Annotated in this window: 14 protein-coding genes; 2 read left to right on the top strand and 12 right to left on the bottom strand. The window is 50.9% G+C overall.

Going from position 1 to position 16,596, the window contains the following annotated elements:
* Window positions 1-29 precede the first annotated feature (29 nt).
* The 6 genes from ACY0JR_RS03510 to ACY0JR_RS03485 form a co-directional block, all read right to left on the bottom strand.
* Window positions 30-1,130, bottom strand: a complete 1,101-nt coding sequence (locus tag ACY0JR_RS03510; RefSeq protein WP_462632483.1) for a DUF3616 domain-containing protein — start codon at window positions 1,128-1,130, stop codon at window positions 30-32.
* 130 nt (window positions 1,131-1,260) lie between these two features.
* Window positions 1,261-2,376: an efflux RND transporter periplasmic adaptor subunit gene (locus tag ACY0JR_RS03505; RefSeq protein WP_462632482.1), complete on the bottom strand. Its 1,116-nt coding sequence runs from the start codon at window positions 2,374-2,376 to the stop codon at window positions 1,261-1,263.
* Between the two features lie 350 nt (window positions 2,377-2,726).
* Window positions 2,727-3,977 (bottom strand): ABC transporter permease, encoded by a 1,251-nt coding sequence (locus ACY0JR_RS03500; RefSeq protein ID WP_462632481.1) that lies wholly within the window; start codon window positions 3,975-3,977, stop codon window positions 2,727-2,729.
* Between the two features lie 131 nt (window positions 3,978-4,108).
* Window positions 4,109-5,353, bottom strand: coding sequence for an ABC transporter permease (locus ACY0JR_RS03495; protein ID WP_462632480.1), 1,245 nt, complete (start codon window positions 5,351-5,353; stop codon window positions 4,109-4,111).
* A gap of 12 nt (window positions 5,354-5,365) precedes the next feature.
* On the bottom strand, window positions 5,366-6,085 hold the full coding sequence (locus tag ACY0JR_RS03490) for an ABC transporter ATP-binding protein (protein ID WP_462632479.1): 720 nt from the start codon (window positions 6,083-6,085) through the stop codon (window positions 5,366-5,368).
* A 615-nt stretch (window positions 6,086-6,700) separates the two neighbouring features.
* Window positions 6,701-7,561 carry a hypothetical protein gene (locus tag ACY0JR_RS03485; protein WP_462632477.1) on the bottom strand — a complete coding sequence of 287 codons (861 nt, stop codon included), beginning with the start codon at window positions 7,559-7,561 and terminating at the stop codon, window positions 6,701-6,703.
* A gap of 101 nt (window positions 7,562-7,662) precedes the next feature.
* Between ACY0JR_RS03485 and ACY0JR_RS03480 the strand changes: the two genes are divergently transcribed.
* Window positions 7,663-8,634 carry an isopenicillin N synthase family dioxygenase gene (locus ACY0JR_RS03480; protein ID WP_462632476.1) on the top strand — a complete coding sequence of 324 codons (972 nt, stop codon included), beginning with the start codon at window positions 7,663-7,665 and terminating at the stop codon, window positions 8,632-8,634.
* 102 nt (window positions 8,635-8,736) lie between these two features.
* On the top strand, window positions 8,737-9,912 hold the full coding sequence (gene chrA / locus ACY0JR_RS03475) for a chromate efflux transporter (protein ID WP_462632475.1): 1,176 nt from the start codon (window positions 8,737-8,739) through the stop codon (window positions 9,910-9,912).
* A 483-nt stretch (window positions 9,913-10,395) separates the two neighbouring features.
* Here the strand turns inward: chrA and rfbA are convergent, their stop codons facing one another.
* From rfbA to ACY0JR_RS03445, 6 genes are all read right to left on the bottom strand, one after another.
* On the bottom strand, window positions 10,396-11,271 hold the full coding sequence (gene rfbA / locus ACY0JR_RS03470) for a glucose-1-phosphate thymidylyltransferase RfbA (RefSeq protein ID WP_462632474.1): 876 nt from the start codon (window positions 11,269-11,271) through the stop codon (window positions 10,396-10,398).
* A gap of 4 nt (window positions 11,272-11,275) precedes the next feature.
* The gene (locus ACY0JR_RS03465) at window positions 11,276-12,283 is read right to left on the bottom strand and encodes an SDR family oxidoreductase (RefSeq protein WP_462632473.1); all 1,008 of its coding nucleotides are present in this window, start codon (window positions 12,281-12,283) and stop codon (window positions 11,276-11,278) included.
* A 242-nt stretch (window positions 12,284-12,525) separates the two neighbouring features.
* Window positions 12,526-13,572, bottom strand: a complete 1,047-nt coding sequence (gene rfbB, locus ACY0JR_RS03460; RefSeq protein ID WP_462632472.1) for a dTDP-glucose 4,6-dehydratase — start codon at window positions 13,570-13,572, stop codon at window positions 12,526-12,528.
* 19 nt (window positions 13,573-13,591) lie between these two features.
* On the bottom strand, window positions 13,592-14,614 hold the full coding sequence (gene galE, locus ACY0JR_RS03455) for a UDP-glucose 4-epimerase GalE (RefSeq protein WP_462632471.1): 1,023 nt from the start codon (window positions 14,612-14,614) through the stop codon (window positions 13,592-13,594).
* Between the two features lie 10 nt (window positions 14,615-14,624).
* Complete coding sequence (locus ACY0JR_RS03450) at window positions 14,625-15,914, bottom strand: nucleotide sugar dehydrogenase (protein ID WP_462632470.1); 1,290 nt, start codon at window positions 15,912-15,914, stop codon at window positions 14,625-14,627.
* Between the two features lie 10 nt (window positions 15,915-15,924).
* Window positions 15,925-16,515 carry an acyltransferase gene (locus ACY0JR_RS03445; protein WP_462632469.1) on the bottom strand — a complete coding sequence of 197 codons (591 nt, stop codon included), beginning with the start codon at window positions 16,513-16,515 and terminating at the stop codon, window positions 15,925-15,927.
* Window positions 16,516-16,596: the final 81 nt, after the last annotated feature.

The following is a 16,596-nucleotide window of genomic DNA, read 5'->3' as shown; positions in this document are numbered from 1 at the left end:
TATTTGCTGAGTCTAATATTATTGTTTCACTATATTTTATACACATCAGCTATCACTGTGTTTTCATCGGGTTTGCGGGCATCTGTGGGGCTGTCAAATACCACTAACAGGTGCTCTTCATCGTAAATAGCAAGGCCTTCGGCTTTGTCTTGGCCCGAGGTGGGGCCGCTGCCGTGGGGTACGTCAAACAGGTGCTCCAAGTCTTTCCGGTGTACCACTTGTTCGCCTTGAAGGGAGCTACTCATGGCATTAGGCCAGCGGTACACGGCAATAGTGCCGTCCAGGTCCATGGAAGGCCCGGCCAGAATGTAGAGGTCATCGCCTTTCGCTCTGAGTTCTCTAATTCCTTGCCCCGCTAAATGCAGGAAGTGCTTTTTGTAGAGGGTGCCGTCGGCGTTGGCTTTCAGTTGCAGGAATCCTTCTTCGCCGGTTTCCTCCAGTTCCAGTTCCAGCACCATGGCCCAGCCACGCAACACTGGTCCGCGCAGCCCCATGAAAATGCGCCCGTCATGGATGGACAAACCTTCAATGTCAAATCCATTGTCTTTTCCGGGAATCGGGAGGAAATTGGCGAGGTGAATGTCTTGCTCCAGGGCATCCATGAGCTGGTTCTTTTTGCCGGACGTGATCAGTTGCGCCGCCCTTAGCGTTTTGGAAGCATCATGGGCATCGGTGCATTCCTTGCACAGCGTGTACTCGCCGGTAGTTACGTCCTGTACCAGCGGAATACGGGCCAGCAGGTAGCGGTTGGCTTCACCTTTCACTTTGGCCAGGCGCTCTATCTGCTTTTCCACCGAATCTTCTTTGCGGGGTTTCTTGCGCTTGAGGCTATGCGAACCCACCAGCCACAAATACCCGCCGCTGACGGCCAAGCCTTCAATGTCAATCTCAGACTTATTGCTGTCAGGCAGGTCCAGGAACTGGGTGAGGTCAAAATGCACGTGCTCCCCGAAGGTGTGTTCGCCGGTTTTCTTCAGACGCTCCAGCGTGGTCTGCTCGTCGCAGCAAAGCCAGAGGTAATCGCCGGTGCGCAAGACGGTGGAGAGGCCGTCGCGCACATGTTTGCCGGTAGCGGTTAGGCAATGGGTAGAATCAAAGTGGAGTTCCAGGGGAATGGCGGGGTTCTTCATAGTTCTGGCTGTATGCTTGTTTAAAGTAACGCTTTTGCGGCTATTCTCAGCAAAACAGGGTAGAAACAGAACGCGACAACTCAGGGTTGAGTTGCCGCGTTCTGTTTTGTACTCTTAAGAATTACAGTGACTACGATGCTTTTTTCTCTTCATCAGGAGAACCGGCTTCTACTACTTTCACGTTGTCTTCGGCCCTGAGGCCGTCTACCACCTGAATGTTGATACCGTCTGACAAGCCGGTTTTCACCAGTTTCTTCTTGAACTGCTGCGGCCCGGTCTCCACCTCTACAAACACGCTGTCCTTTCCTTTCTTCCCGAACTGCAGTAAGCCTTCTTTGATAGCCAGCACGTTCTGTTTTTGGTCCAGCACAATGTCGGCGTTGGCAGAGTAGCCGGCCCGCAGGAAATCGCCGGGCTGCAGCAGTACCTGGGCTTTCACCTGAAACTTCACGGCACCTTCCTCCAGTACGCCCTTCGGGGCGATGTACTCCAGCTTGGCCTTGAACACCTTGTTTTCAATAGCCCCAATGGTGAGGTTCAGGTCCATGCCCTCGCGCAGCTTGCCTACCTCAGACTCGTCAATCTTACCTTCAAAAATGAGGCTTTTCATATCGGCCACGGCTGCGATAGTAGTGCCTTCGTTGAAGTTGTTGCGCTCAATCACGGAGGCTCCTACTTTCACCGGCACGTCCAGCACCATGCCATCTACGGTGGAGATGATGATGTTAGAACCGCCCGTCCGCCGCGACGTACCCGATTTTACCAGTTGGCGGTTGTTTTCGGCCGCCGTCAGGTCTTCCTGGCGCAGCTTGTAGTCCATCACAAACTTGTTGTACTCCTGCTCAGCAATCACCTTCTGGTCATACAGCATCTTCTGGCGGTTCAGTTCGCGTTTGGCCTGCTCAAAGGCGATGCGGGCGGTCTGCACGCTGGTTTCGGCGTTGTTCACGCTCACCATGTTGGGCACAATCCTGATTTTGGCTATGGTTTGCCCGGCCCGCACGGTCTGCCCCGCCTCCACGTACAGTTCCTCCACAATGCCAGACACCTGCGGCTTTATCTGAATTTCCTTGCGCGGCACAATGGAGCCCGTCGCCACCGTCTTCTTCACAATGTTGGTGTAAAACGGCTTCTCGGTCTTGTACACCACCGGATCCGTGTTCGATTTCTTGTAGAAGTAATAGCCAATCCAAACGCTACCGGCCACAAACAAGACGATGAATAAACCTAGGAATACCTTTTTCATTTGTTCAATGTGCTAATTTTTCAATGTGCTAATGTGCTATTTCAAATCCCCGGCTCTTGTGAAGCCGCAGAGGTGTTTTGGTGTTGTTTTCTATACTTCAGGCTCAAAACAGAGCTTCCTGTTCTTGTACTTCTTCTTTCACTGGCGCGAGTCTCCAGACTCGTGCCTATGGATGTCGGGAGTCTCCAGACTCCCCTCGCTGCTTGCAGCGAAAACGGGACTGCTGATTTCTTTCTGTTCTGATGTACTCATGGCTCCCGGCGAGCCTGGAGACTCGCGCCAGTTAGTAAACAGTCGGCCTTATGTTACGATAGTAGCACATCAGCACATTGAAAAATCAGCACATTACCTTACTCATCCTTCAGGGCCTCCACGGGGTTTACCCGGGCAGCTTTGGTGGCCGGAATCAGGCCGGCAATGGCGCCCATGACCACCAGCAGCATGATGGCCATCAACGCCACCTGCGGGTCCACCTCGGGGTTATAGAAGAAGCCTGCATCTATTTCAAAGCGCTCCATGGCGTAATTAATCAAGGCCACCAGACCGGTACCGGCAATCAGGCCTGTAACCCCGGCAATACTGGTAATCACCACTGACTCCTGCAAAATCAAACTAATCACCGACCACGGTGTGGCGCCCAATGCTTTTCTAATGCCGATTTCCTTTGTGCGCTCCTTCACCACAATGAGCATGATGTTGCCCACGCCAATGATGCCCGCAATGATGGTCCCGATGCTCACAATCCAGCTGAACCCCGCGATGCCCGCGAACAGCCCCTGCACTTCTTGAAACTCTTTCTCCACGTTGGCTGACCCGAAGGCTTTCAAATCTGTAGGCGCCACCTGGTGTCGTTGGGCCAGCAGGGTTTTCACTTTCTCTTCCACCACCTCGGCCGGTACGCCCGGGGCGGGAATAATCTTGAAGTGCCCGATGCGATTGGGCTGGTTGAACGTTTGCTGCAGCGTGGTATTGGGGATGTAAATGGTCTGGGAGGCATTCACAATGTCCTCGCCCTTGCCCACCGGCGTGAACATGCCCACCACCTGAAAATAGCTACCCTTGATGTTGATGTACTTGCCCATGGGGTCTTCGCCAGGCTTGAACAAGACCTCCTGCACGCGCGGACCAATCACGGCTACCTTGCGCTTCTCTTCAATGTCAATGCGGTTCACAAACCGGCCCGTGCTGATGGTGAGCGGGTCTACGTACAGCATTTCGGGGTAATCGCCGCTCACGCTGAAGGAGGAATTCTTATTGGCGTAGCTCACCGTAAACGTGCCATCTAACCCATTGCTGGGCGAGAGCACACCTACTTCTGGCAACTGTTCCTGGATGGCCTTCACATCATCATTGGTCAGGTGCACAAACCGGCCCGCTTTCAGGCCCATGTAAGGCACGCTGGTGCGTTGGGTCCAGACGAAGACGGCGTTCTTGGCTACGTTGAAGTCTTTGATGATGCCGTTCTCCAGTCCTTTACCCGCACCCAGCAGAAGCACCAGCATGAAGATGCCCCAGAACACGCCAAACGCCGTGAGCCCCGTCCGCAGCTTGTGCTTCCGGACAGTCGCGTAAATCTCAGCCCATTTGTCTATGTCAATCATTTTGGTGGAGTTCTGAGTCCTGAGTCTAGAGTCCTGAGTTAGTCTTCTTTCAAGCTTATTTCCAGAAATTGAGCCGGAAACAACTTCTAAGTTCTTGGAAAAGAAGGTGTGGGGGCACCTGTCTCACCAATTTAATCTGCCCTGAGGGCTTCAATAGGCTTGATATTGGCGGCTTTCAAAGCGGGGACCAAGCCGGCTAGCGCTCCGGCCAACACCAGTAGCACCGTAGCCGAAACTGCCACGCCCAGATTCACCCCGGGATTGGCGAAGAACGGTAAATCAGCGCCGGAGGCTTCCAGGCCATAGCGCATCAAGTCCAGCAAGCCTACACCCGCCAGCAAGCCTAGATACCCCGAGAAGGCAGTTATCACCACCGATTCCTGCAAAATCATGCTCACAATAGACACCGGGGTAGCGCCTAAGGCCTTGCGCACGCCAATCTCCCGAGTACGCTCTTTCACAATGATGAGCATGATGTTGCTCACGCCCACAATGCCGGCAATGAGCGTTCCTATGCCCACTACCCACACAAATAGGTTAATGCCGTTGAACAGCCCCATGATTTGCTCATATTCCTTTTCGCCGTTGTTGATGTCCAAAGCCTGGGCATCCTCCGCCGAGAACTTGTGCCGCTGGGCCAACAAGGTTTTCACCTTATCTTCAATCACCTGCGCCTTTACGCCGGGTTGGGCCACCATGGCCACTAACTGCACCTGGTTAGGCTGGTTGTAAGTGTTCTGCAAGGTGGAAAACGGAATGTACGCCCGCTCTTCGCGCCGACCGCCGTTGTTGCCGCGCACCGTGAAAATGCCCACCACCTTGAAGTGAATGCCTTGGATGTTCACGTATTCACCCAGTCCGGTTTCTTCTTTGAACAGCACCTCGCGCACCTTCTCGCCCAAAACAATGACCTTGCGCTTTTCCTTGATGTCGTTCTCGTTGAGCAAGCGGCCCGCTTTGAGGCGTTCGCCGTTTACCTCCAGGAACTCAGGGGTAGACCCGAACACCTGGTAAGAGCCGTTCTCGGTTTTGTAGTTGATGGTGTACTCGCCCCAAATGCGGTTGCGCGGCGAAATAATCTGCACCTGGGGCACCTCGCGGGCAATGGTGGCTAGGTCTTCGTTAGTCAGTTTGATTTCTCGCCCCGGACCTAAGCCGGCGTGCGCCATGGAAGACTTTCCGCCGGAAAAGAAGATGCTGTTTTTGGCGCCGTCACCGAAGCGATTGAACACGCCGTTCTGCAAACCCTGCCCGAAGCCCAGCAACATGACCAGCATGAAGATGCCCCAGAACACACCAAAAGCGGTCAGGAACGTACGGAGCTTGTTTTTCCGGATGGTGCCCAGAATCTCCTGCCATTTGTCAAGGTCAAACATGCTGCAAGGATATCAGGCTTGGGAATACGCTACGGGCGTCAGAAAATCTTCTGCTTTGTTGCCCAGACCATCGTCCAGAATCAAACCGTCTTTGAGCCTAATCACGCGCTGGGTTTGCTCCGCGATGTCGTTTTCGTGGGTCACTATAACTACGGTCATGCCCTCGCGGTGCACTTCCTTGAAAATCTCCATCACCTCGTTGGTGGTGGTGGTATCCAAGGCACCCGTAGGTTCATCGGCTAAAATCAATTTGGGTTTGCTGATGAGCGCCCGGGCTATGGCTACACGCTGCCGCTGCCCCCCAGACATCTCATTAGGCGAATGCTCGGCCCATTCTTTGAGGCCCACGCGGTCCAGGTACTCCAAAGCCAGTTTGTTGCGTTCCCGGCGGCCTATCTTCTGGTAATAGAGCGGCAGGGCCACGTTTTCCATGGCGTTTTTGAACGAGAGCAGGTTGAAGCTCTGGAACACGAAACCCAGAAATTTATTTCGGTAATAGGCGGCTTTGGCTTGGGACAGGTTCTTAATAGGCGTACCAGCCAGCGTGTATGTTCCGGTGTCATAGTCATCCAGAATACCCAGAATGTTGAGCAGCGTGGATTTACCTGAGCCCGAAGATCCCATGATAGATACCAACTCGCCTTCGCCTATGTGCAGGTCTATGCCTTTTAACACGTGCAGTCTGTTCTGCGCCATGGCATAGTACTTATGGATGTCTTGGAGCTGTATCATGGCTGCCTTGGTGAAATGCCCGTAACAAATGACTTTTAGCCGGAAGCGTTATCTGATAGATGCAGTTTTTCCGGGATGGTTGCCTGCCTTCCAAAGAAAGGAACCGTTTTAGGTCAGTTTTCCTCTAAACCAACCCAAAACAGCCTATGGGAAAGCAATTTACCTTATTTGTAGCCTTCACCCTTTACTTATTACAACTCTTTCAAGACAAAATTTAATGGTATTTCCCCTATGCGGGAGGATGTAAATGTTTTAAGGTTTGTTTCGAGGAAAACAGGCTAGAAATGAATGAGAGATTATTGTTTACTATGGCGCGGAAGTTACTTCCGTGACTTTTGGGAATGTAAGGTTAGTCACGGAAGTAACTTCCGCGCCATAGTTCCTCATAGTAGTGAATAACCCTATCCTCTTCCTGTCATCTTGGAAAGATCTTGTGGGCGAACTAAAAAAGCGCCTAAGAAGTACCATTACCGTTCGCCCACAAGATCCTTTCAGGATGACAAAAAAGTGAAGAACCGTAGAGAGAAGGCAATGCATTGCCTTCTCTCTACGGTTTCAAACAAAAAAGCCGCCCCTGGTTGGGAGCGGCTTTGGTGAAAATGCGCAGGAATCAGCTTACTGTGCTAAGGTGATTTTACGTTCAACCGTGTTGAAAGGTCCTGGAATTACCTTGCCTTGGTTGTCGATCAGTTCCAGTTTGAAGGTGTTCTCGCCCATAGGCAGGCCTTCTACCAGATACGGCAGCCACTGGTCTAAGATGAACTCGTTGCCGTTGATGGTGGCGCGCACCTTGTTTCCGTCCTTGGCTAGTTTGGTGTTCACCAGGTAGAAATCCAGCATCACTTTGCGGGTATCAGCGCCTTTGTACTCGCCTTTGGGGCGGCTGTAGAACAGGTGCTGTCCGTCCTCGTCAAACTTGGCAGTGTTGGCCGGAACATTGCCTACGTTGATCACGCGCAGGTCATACGCATCATCATGCTTAATGCTTTCGTGGTACGAACGCGATAAGAAGGAAAGAATTACGTGCTGGCCCGGCTTAATCGCTTTCTTGAACGAAGGCTTGTAGTGGGCGGTGTAGGGCTCGTTGTCCACAATGTTGTGGATGTGCTGGCCTTCTTTGGAGTTGGCGTGCTCGTGGGTGCCCGCATCGGTGGTTTGCTGGCTTAGCTGGAAGTTCTTCACCTCGTAGTTAAACTGCACCGAGTCACCGGTTACCTTGCCGTTTTCCTCGGGTTGGTTCAAGTCTAGATCGGCGTCCGGGAAATCAACCGAGTTGCTGTAGGAATACACTTTCAGACCGCCTTTTTCCATGGGCGTGCCCATGGCGCCCTGGTGCTGCACCCCGGCGGTGTCATGGACCATGGCCGTAGTATCTGAGACAGGGGTTTCTGTGGTTTCAACAGACCGTTTTCCGTCACAGGCAGAAGCTACTAGCAGCGCGGCTACTGCCACAAAGGATAAATATTTCTTTTTCATAGTAAGGTTTTCGTATAAGTACGTAGAATGTTTCAAATATAGAAATTTCGTAACTTGCAGCATATTTTAAATGACATTCAAAAACACGTCAAGACAGGTTTATGAACGATAAATTATTAGAAGAAATCCCTTCTCTAGACTTAGCCGATTTCACCTCGGGTGACCCGGCCCGCAAAGCGGTTTTTGTACAGGGCATGGGCGATGCGCACCAGAACATCGGCTTTGCCGCGTTGAAAAACCACGGTTTGAGTGATGAATTGACGGATAGACTGTACGCAGCCATTAAGAAATTCTTCGCCTTGCCAGATGACGTGAAACAGAAATACGAGATTCCAGGTCTGGCTGGCCAGCGCGGCTATGTGGGCAAAGGAAAAGAGCACGCCAAAGGCCGCAACACCGGCGACCTGAAGGAGTTCTACCACGTGGGCCAGGAAGTAACTGACAACGACCCTATCAAAGAAGAATACCCAGACAACGTATGGCCCGCCGAGGTAGCCGAGTTCCAGGAAGTAGCCCTGGAGGCGTACAGCCGCCTGGAAGCCGCCGGCAAGCAAGTGCTACGCGCCCTGGCTCTGTACTTAGGCTTGTCTGAAGATTATTTCGATGCCAAAGTACACAACGGTAACAGCATCCTGCGCGCCATCCACTATTTCCCCATCGAGAATCCAGACGCCGTGCCCGCCGATGCCGTTCGCGCCGCCGAGCACGGTGATATCAACCTCATCACCCTGTTGATGGGCGCCTCCGCCGATGGTCTTCAAGTACTTCGCCGCGACGGCAAGTGGATCCCGATTACGGCTCTGCCCGAGCAGATCATTGTGAACGTAGGCGATATGCTGAGCCGCCACACCAACAACAAGCTGAAGTCCACCATTCACCGCGTGGTGAACCCGCCGCGCGAGTTAATGCATACTTCCCGCTTCTCTATTCCGTTCTTCATGCACCCACGCTCCGAAATGGATTTAACCTGCCTGGAGGGTTGTATAGACGAGCAGAACCCCAAGCAATTCCCAGACATTACCGCCGGCGAGTTCCTGAACGAGCGTTTGGTAGAGTTGGGACTGAAAAAATAATCTGATTTTCAGCTACATAGAAAGGAGCCTTCCAGGGGCTCCTTTCATTTTTATGCCTATTTTTAGGAAACTGGCTTAAAACGCTTCTCAACCCTCAGCCTATTGCGCCCTCGTAACTATCTCTTCCTGAAGGATGTGGCTTCGCTCTCGCTCACGGCGTTTGGCGGACCGCAGGCGCATATTGCCATGATGCTGCGCCTGATGGTGGAAAAACGAGGTTATATCACCGAGAAAGAGTTGCTGGAGCTCAATGCCCTTTGCCAGATTCTGCCCGGCCCCTCCTCCACCCAGACCGTAACGGCCATCGGATTTAAAGTGGGCGGTCCTAATTTAGCCTATCTTACGCTCCTGGTCTGGATTGCGCCTGCCGCTTTGATTATGATTGTGGCGGGTTTAATTATTTCTTTCCTGGAAGGCAAAGGCGCCCCATTGGGCTTTACCCGTTTCATTCAGCCCATGGCCGTGGGCTTTGTGGCCTTTGCCGCCTGGCGCATCAGCTCTAAGGTGGTGCATACCAAAGGCGGCATCGTAATCATGGTCATTTCAGCCATTCTCGCCTTCTTCTTCCGATCACCGTGGGTATTTCCTTTGCTATTGTTGATAGGAGGAAGTTTGACGGCCCTGCGGTTCCAGAGCCAACCCGTGCTGGAGAAAAAACCGATGAAGGTGGAATGGGCCAATTTCCTGCTGTTTCTGGGCGTACTCATTGTGGCCGCGCTCTTGGGAAGGTTCACGCAACTGCGGGCGGTACTGCTGTTTGAGAACTTCTACCGAAACGGCAGCCTTATCTTCGGCGGTGGTCAGGTTCTGATTCCTGTCATGTACACCGAGTTTGTGGAGTTCAAAGGTTATCTTAACTCCAAAGAGTTTCTGTCGGGCTTTGCGTTGGTGCAGGCGTTACCGGGTCCGGTTTTCTCTTTCTGTTCCTACATCGGCACCCTGTCCATGCGCCCGTACGGCTGGGGCGGACAGATTCTTGGCGGGGTGGTTTCTACCATCGCCATTTTCCTGCCGGGCACTTTCCTCATCTTCTTCGTGATTCGTTTCTGGGAAGAACTCCGGAAGTACCGCGTCATTCAAGCTTCACTGGAAGGAATCAATGCCGTGGGCTGTGGCATGGTTTGCGCCGCCGCTATTATGCTATACCATCCCATCGAGAACACGCCCTATAATTTCGGGTTAGTAGTGGCCACGTTTGCATTGCTGGAATGGACGAAAATTCCCGCTCCGGCGCTAATTTTGGCGGGGTTGGTGGTGGGCCTTCTGTTCCCAGGGTAAGGGTAGTTTTTAGGCTCTTTACACAAAAACACCTCAGAAACGAATTCGCCTGCAAGACTATGGCGCGGAAGCTACTTCCGTGACTATCGAATACAAGTCACGGAAGTACTTCCGCGCCATAGATTGTTTTTAGGCTGATTTCTCGAAAGGAAGGAAATGTAGTGCCAGTTGCAAACTGGCGGCATACCCATCACAAGTTACTCTAGTGCTAAACTTACGATATGTTCTTTTGATGGAACAATCTAGTGCCGTTGTCAGAGCAAGGAGAGGCAGGACCATTTCTTCTGCACAAGTACCTCGTTACAGGGTAACGAGGCTACATTATCTGATATTCTGTAGCGACGTTACCCTGTAACGTCGTACGCATTCCGTCTCTGCTTGACGTAAATGGTGTTTCAAGGCGCTTTCTCAGAATTATCCTTAAAACAGAAAGCCCTGTAAAATTGAATCTCACGGGGCTTTCCGTTTTCATTTATTAAGGATTTACAAACTATTCTGTTCTCTCAAGACGCTTAGCAGGTAATCACCGTAACCGCTTTTGCGCAATGGCTCAGCTATCCGTTGTAGTTGTTCGGCATTGATGAAACCCATACGGTAAGCTACTTCCTCAATAGCACCAATCTTTAATCCTTGGCGTTCTTCAATCACCTGCACAAACGTAGCCGCCTGCATCAGAGACTGGATAGTACCTGTGTCTAACCAAGCGGTTCCGCGATCCAAAATACCCACTTTCAACTTGCCTTGGCGCAGGTATTCCTTGTTTACATCGGTGATTTCGTACTCGCCGCGAGGACTGGGCTCCAGGTTCTTGGCTATTTCTACCACGTCATTGTCATAGAAATAAAGGCCCGGCACCGCGTAGCTTGATTTAGGCTGCTTCGGCTTTTCTTCAATAGAGATGGCTTTCATGCTTTCATCAAACTCTACTACGCCGTAACGCTCCGGGTCTTGTACGTGGTAGGCATACACCACACCACCTTCGGGGTCATTGTTGGCTTGCAGAAGTTTGCTCATGCCCGAACCATAGAAGATGTTGTCTCCCAGAATCAAGGCCGCTTTATCATTCCCGATGAAGTCTGCGCCCAGTACAAATGCCTGAGCCAGTCCGTTAGGAACTTCCTGTACCTGGTAGCTGAAATTACAACCAATCTGGCTGCCGTCGCCCAGCAGACGCTCAAACATGGGCAGGTCGTGCGGGGTGGAAATGATTAAAATGTCTTTTATCCCGGCCAGCATTAAGGTGGACAGCGGATAATAAATCATGGGTTTGTCGTACACCGGCATCAGCTGCTTGCTCACAGCCAATGTGAGCGGGTGTAACCTTGTTCCTGAGCCTCCGGCTAAGACGATTCCTTTCATTCTCTTATTTCTGATTGTAGATGAAATCTTGGTTATCACGGAACCAGGCCAAGGTCTTCTGCAAACCTTCCTGGATTCTGATTTGCGGGTTATACCCCAATAAGCGCTGTGCTTTGGAAATATCAGCCAAGCTATCCCGGATGTCACCGGCACGCTCCGGCCCGTACTCAGCTTGCACGTCAACGCCGGCTTCCGCTTTCAAGATGTTGAACAGGTCATTCAAAGAAGTTCTGTCGCCCACGGCGATGTTATACACCTGGTTGATGGCCTCCGGATTCTCCACCAAAGCCGCCCGGATGTTCGCTTCCACGCAATTCTCCACGAAGGTAAAGTCACGGGTTTGCTCACCGTCGCCGTTCATTCTTGGTCCACGGTTATTCAATACTGCGTCAATGAATAAAGGAATTACCGCCGCGTAAGCCCCATTAGGGTCTTGGCGTGGCCCGAAGATATTGAAGTATCGCAGCCCAATGATTTCCATGCCGTACGTTTTTCCAAACACATCGGCGTAGAGTTCGTTGGCGTATTTGGTTACGGCATAAGGAGATAATGGCTTGCCAATCTGGTCTTCCACTTTTGGCAGCGACTTGCTGTCACCGTAGGTAGAGGAAGAGGCGGCGTAGACAAAGCGTTTTACGTTCTGCTCTTTGGCAGCCATGAGCATGTTCACGAAACCACCCACATTGACCTCATTTGATGTTACTGGGTCTTTCACGCTTCTGGGCACTGAACCTAAGGCGGCTTGGTGCAATACAACGTCTATTCCCTCGCAGGCTTTCATGCAGGCTTCCAGGTCTCTGATATCGCCTTCCTGCACTTCCAGTCTCTCGTTATCTTGGAAAGCTCTCAGGTTTTTGTGGAAGCCGTTGGAATAGTCATCAAGTACCCGCACTTTTTTGGCGTTGTACTTCAGCAGGTATTCTACCAGATTAGACCCGATGAATCCGGCCCCGCCGGTAATCAAAAAGGAAGTTTGCTCCAGAGAGCCGCTATGAAAAGGATGTTCGTACACGGGGATAATTAATTAGGAATTAAGCAGTAGGAATTAAGAATCGTGGAGTTTTAGGGCTACTTAAGTAAAACGGCTTAGAAACGCAATCTTGACTTTCAATGCCTACTCCTACATACTTTTTTATACTTTAACTTAAATCACTTGCGGAAAAAGAATTCCTTTGAATTACAAGTGACATAAACAGGAAAAGCGTTTCTGGGGTGCTTCCATTAAAACACCCCAGAAACGCTTTTCACTTTGATTTAGCGGGCATACTGCTCGTTGTAGTATTCCTGATAACTGCCGGAGGTTACATTTTGCAGCCACTCCTCGTTTTCCAGGTACCAGTCTACTGTTTTCTCCAGTCCTTCCTCAAACGTCACAGATGGTTTCCATCCTAGTTCGTTCATGATTTTGGAAGAGTCGATGGCATAGCGTAAGTCGTGGCCGGCTCTATCCGTCACAAAGGTGATGAGTTTACGGGAAGTACCTGGCTCGCGGTTCAGTTTCTGGTCCATGATGTCGCACAGCAGGTGAATAAGGTCTATGTTGCGCCACTCGTTCACACCGCCAATGTTGTAGGTATCGCCTTCTTTGCCTTTGTGGAAAACATCATCAATGGCGCGGGCGTGGTCAATCACGTACAACCAGTCTCTTATGTTCTCGCCTTTGCCGTATACCGGCACCGGTCTGTTGTTCTTGATGTTGTTCAAAGCCAGCGGAATCAGCTTCTCAGGGAAGTGGTTTGGCCCATAATTATTAGAGCAGTTAGACACTTTCACTGGTAAGCCATAGGTATGATAATACGCCCGCACGAAATGGTCTGAACTGGCTTTGGAAGCGGAATAAGGCGACCGAGGGTCATAAGCAGTTTCCTCGGTGAACATGCCTTCCTCGCCCAGTGAACCGTACACCTCATCGGTAGAGATGTGGTAAAACACTTTCCCGGTGAAATCAGACTTCCAGAGTTCTTTGGCAGCGTGCAACAGGTTGCAGGTTCCGTTCACGTTGGTACGCACAAAGGCCATCGGGTCTGTGATGGAACGGTCTACGTGCGACTCAGCGGCTAAGTGCATCACGGCGTCAAATTGATACTCTTGGAACAGGTTGTTGATGTATTCCTGGTCGGTGATGTCGCCTTTGATAAAGGTGTAGTTAGGGGCGTCTTCAATATCGGTCAGGTTCTGAAGATTTCCCGCGTACGTCAGTTTATCTAGATTGAATATTTGGTAATTAGGGTACTTGGCGACAAATAACCGCACTACATGGGAACCTATAAAACCGGCTCCTCCGGTAATTAATACTTTCATTCTATATATGTATTGAATTCTATTTCTTCATGATCTGCTGCTGCCAAGCCCAGGAACTTCCCAAGCTATCTTCCAGGGACAAGGAGGTTTTAAACCCGAGTTCCTGGGTGGCTTTGGTCACATCGGCGTAGATGGCGGGAACATCACCTTGACGGCGTGGCCCGATTTTATAGTTGAATTTCTGCCCGGTGGCGTTTTCAAAAGCTTTGATTACCTCCAAAACGGAGCTGCCTTGTCCGGTACCAATGTTGAATACTTCATATGGCACAGCCTCAGGGTTCTCTAATCGTTTAATGGCGGCTAAGTGGGCTTTGGCTAAATCCACCACGTGTACATAATCGCGGATATTACTTCCATCAGGCGTGTCGTAGTCTGTCCCGAATACGGTTAGACTCTCCCTAATGCCAGCGGCTGTTTGCGTGATAAACGGCACCAGATTGCTCGGAACGCCTAACGGTAACTCCCCAATTAACGCCGATTCATGCGCCCCCACCGGATTAAAGTACCGCAAGGCAATGGACTTTACTGAGTAGCTTCCGCTGTTAGCAACGTCCTGTAGAATCTCTTCGTCAATCTTCTTGGTATTGCCGTAAGGCGAGTTCGCTTTCTGCGTAGGTGTCTCCTCGGTTACCGGCAGATTTTCGGGAACACCGTACACGGTGCAGGAAGAAGAGAAAACCAACTGTGTTACTCTGCTGGCTTCCATCACCTGCAACAGGGTTATAAGTCCGGTTACGTTGTTGTGGTAGTATTTCAGTGGCTCTTTCACTGACTCTCCCACCGCTTTGTAGGCCGCAAAATGGATTACCCCGGCAATATCGCCTTCTTTGGAGAACACTTCCTGTAACGCGACGGCATCTGTGCAGTCTACCCGATAGCAGGTAATCTCTTTACCCAGAATCTGGTTTATGCCCTGCAGCACCCGCTCTTCTGAGTTACTGAAATTATCAACAATGATGGGGGTATAGCCAGCCTGCGCCAACTCTACCACGGTGTGGGAGCCAATATAGCCTGCTCCGCCGGTGACAAGAATCTTACTCATAGAGAATAGTTTATAAGCTCCAATACGGCAAGGTATTGATTTTTCCGCGATAAATCCCTTTCAGGTCGATTACGATTGGGTTATCAGAGGAGATGCTCTGGAAGTAGCTTTCCTCCAGGCTTAGGTAATCTCTGTGGTTCACAGCCACCACCACGGCATCATAATCGTTGCTCGGGTTTTCCGTCAGCGCGAAGCCGTATTCATGTTCCAACTCCTCAGAAGATGCATACGGGTCTACCACATCTACCTGCACCCCGAAGCTTTTCAGTTCATTGATGACATCGGCTACTTTAGAGTTCCGTATATCTTCCACGTTCTCCTTGAAGGTAGCGCCCATCACCAATACTTTGGCTTTGGAGATGGCTTTACCTTCTTTAATCATCATCTTGATGGCTTTGCTGGCCACGTACGCGCCCATTCCGTCATTGATGGTACGGCCGCTCAAGATGATTTTGGAATCATAACCCAAGGCCTTGGCTTTGTAGGTCAGGTAATATGGGTCTACGCCAATGCAGTGACCGCCTACCAGACCCGGGAAGAATTTCAGGAAGTTCCACTTGGTACCAGACGCTTCTAACACTTCATAGGTATTGATGCCCATGCGGTCGAAGATGATGGACAGCTCGTTCATCAAGGCAATGTTCACATCCCGCTGCGTGTTCTCAATGATTTTAGCGGCTTCGGCTACTTTAATGGAAGACGCGCGGTGCACCCCTGCCTGAATCACCAGTTCATACACTTTGGCAATGATGTCCAGCGACTCTTCGTCACAACCCGACACCACTTTCACGATCTTAGTAAGCGTATGTTCTTTGTCACCTGGATTGATGCGCTCTGGCGAATACCCCACTTTGAAATCAGTAGGGAATTTAAGACCAGACTCGCGCTCCAATACTGGAATACAGTCTTCTTCGGTACAACCCGGATACACCGTTGATTCAAAAACGACATAATCTCCTTCCTTCAAGACCTTTCCTACCGTAGTAGAGGCGCCAAGAAGCGGCTTCAGGTCGGGCAAGGCATATGCATCAATGGGCGTTGGAACCGCTACAATGAAGAACCGAGCCTCTCTCAATACTTCCAGGTCATGGGTGAAGGTAATATCACACCCTTCAAACGCCGAGGACTCCAGCTCACCGCTTGGGTCTACGTTGTTTTTCATCAACTCTACCCGTTGGGCATTGATGTCAAACCCAATCACACTTATCTTTTTGGCGAACTCCAGGGCAATGGGAAGCCCTACATACCCTAATCCGATGACCGCCAGTTTGGCTTCTTTGTTGAGGAGTTGTTGGTACACAATTAATCTATTAAATGGGTAATTTGGTTACTACGTTATTGTCTAAATGGTACTTTTCGCCCGTCTCCGGGCAAACGGCTTCATTTTTATCGTCGAAAGCAAGCTTATGACCGGCCTCACTTACCCAACCGTGCTGTTTGGATGGGTTGCCGTACACCAGCGCGTAAGGAGCCACATCTTTGGTGACTACCGCGCCTGCTCCAATGAGGGCATAAGCCCCTATGGTATGGCCGCACACCACGGTAGCATTGGCCCCAATACTCGCTCCTTTTTGCACTATTGTCTTCAGGTACTCTCCCCGGCGGTTAATGGCGCTCCTAGGATTCAGCACGTTGGTAAACACCATAGAAGGGCCCAAGAAGACATCGTCTTCGCATACCACTCCGGTGTAAACCGATACGTTGTTTTGTATCTTGACATTCTCCCCTAAAATGACACCGGGAGAAATCACCACATTCTGCCCAATATTACACCGCTTGCCTATGACGCAATCAGACATAATATGCGAAAAGTGCCATATTTTAGTTCCCTCTCCAATGCGGCAGCCTTCATCTATGACGGCGGTTTCATGGGCAGTGTACGGGAGAGTAGCTTTCGTCATGGGAATAGGACTAGTAAAAGAGCCGAGCTCTTTACGGATAACCGTTCTATTTGGATATCAGCTTTTGCCGCCGCAAATGTA

The sequence above is a fragment of the Rufibacter sp. JT3400010 genome (assembly GCF_054956755.1).
This window is presented reverse-complemented; position numbering and strand designations above follow the sequence as displayed.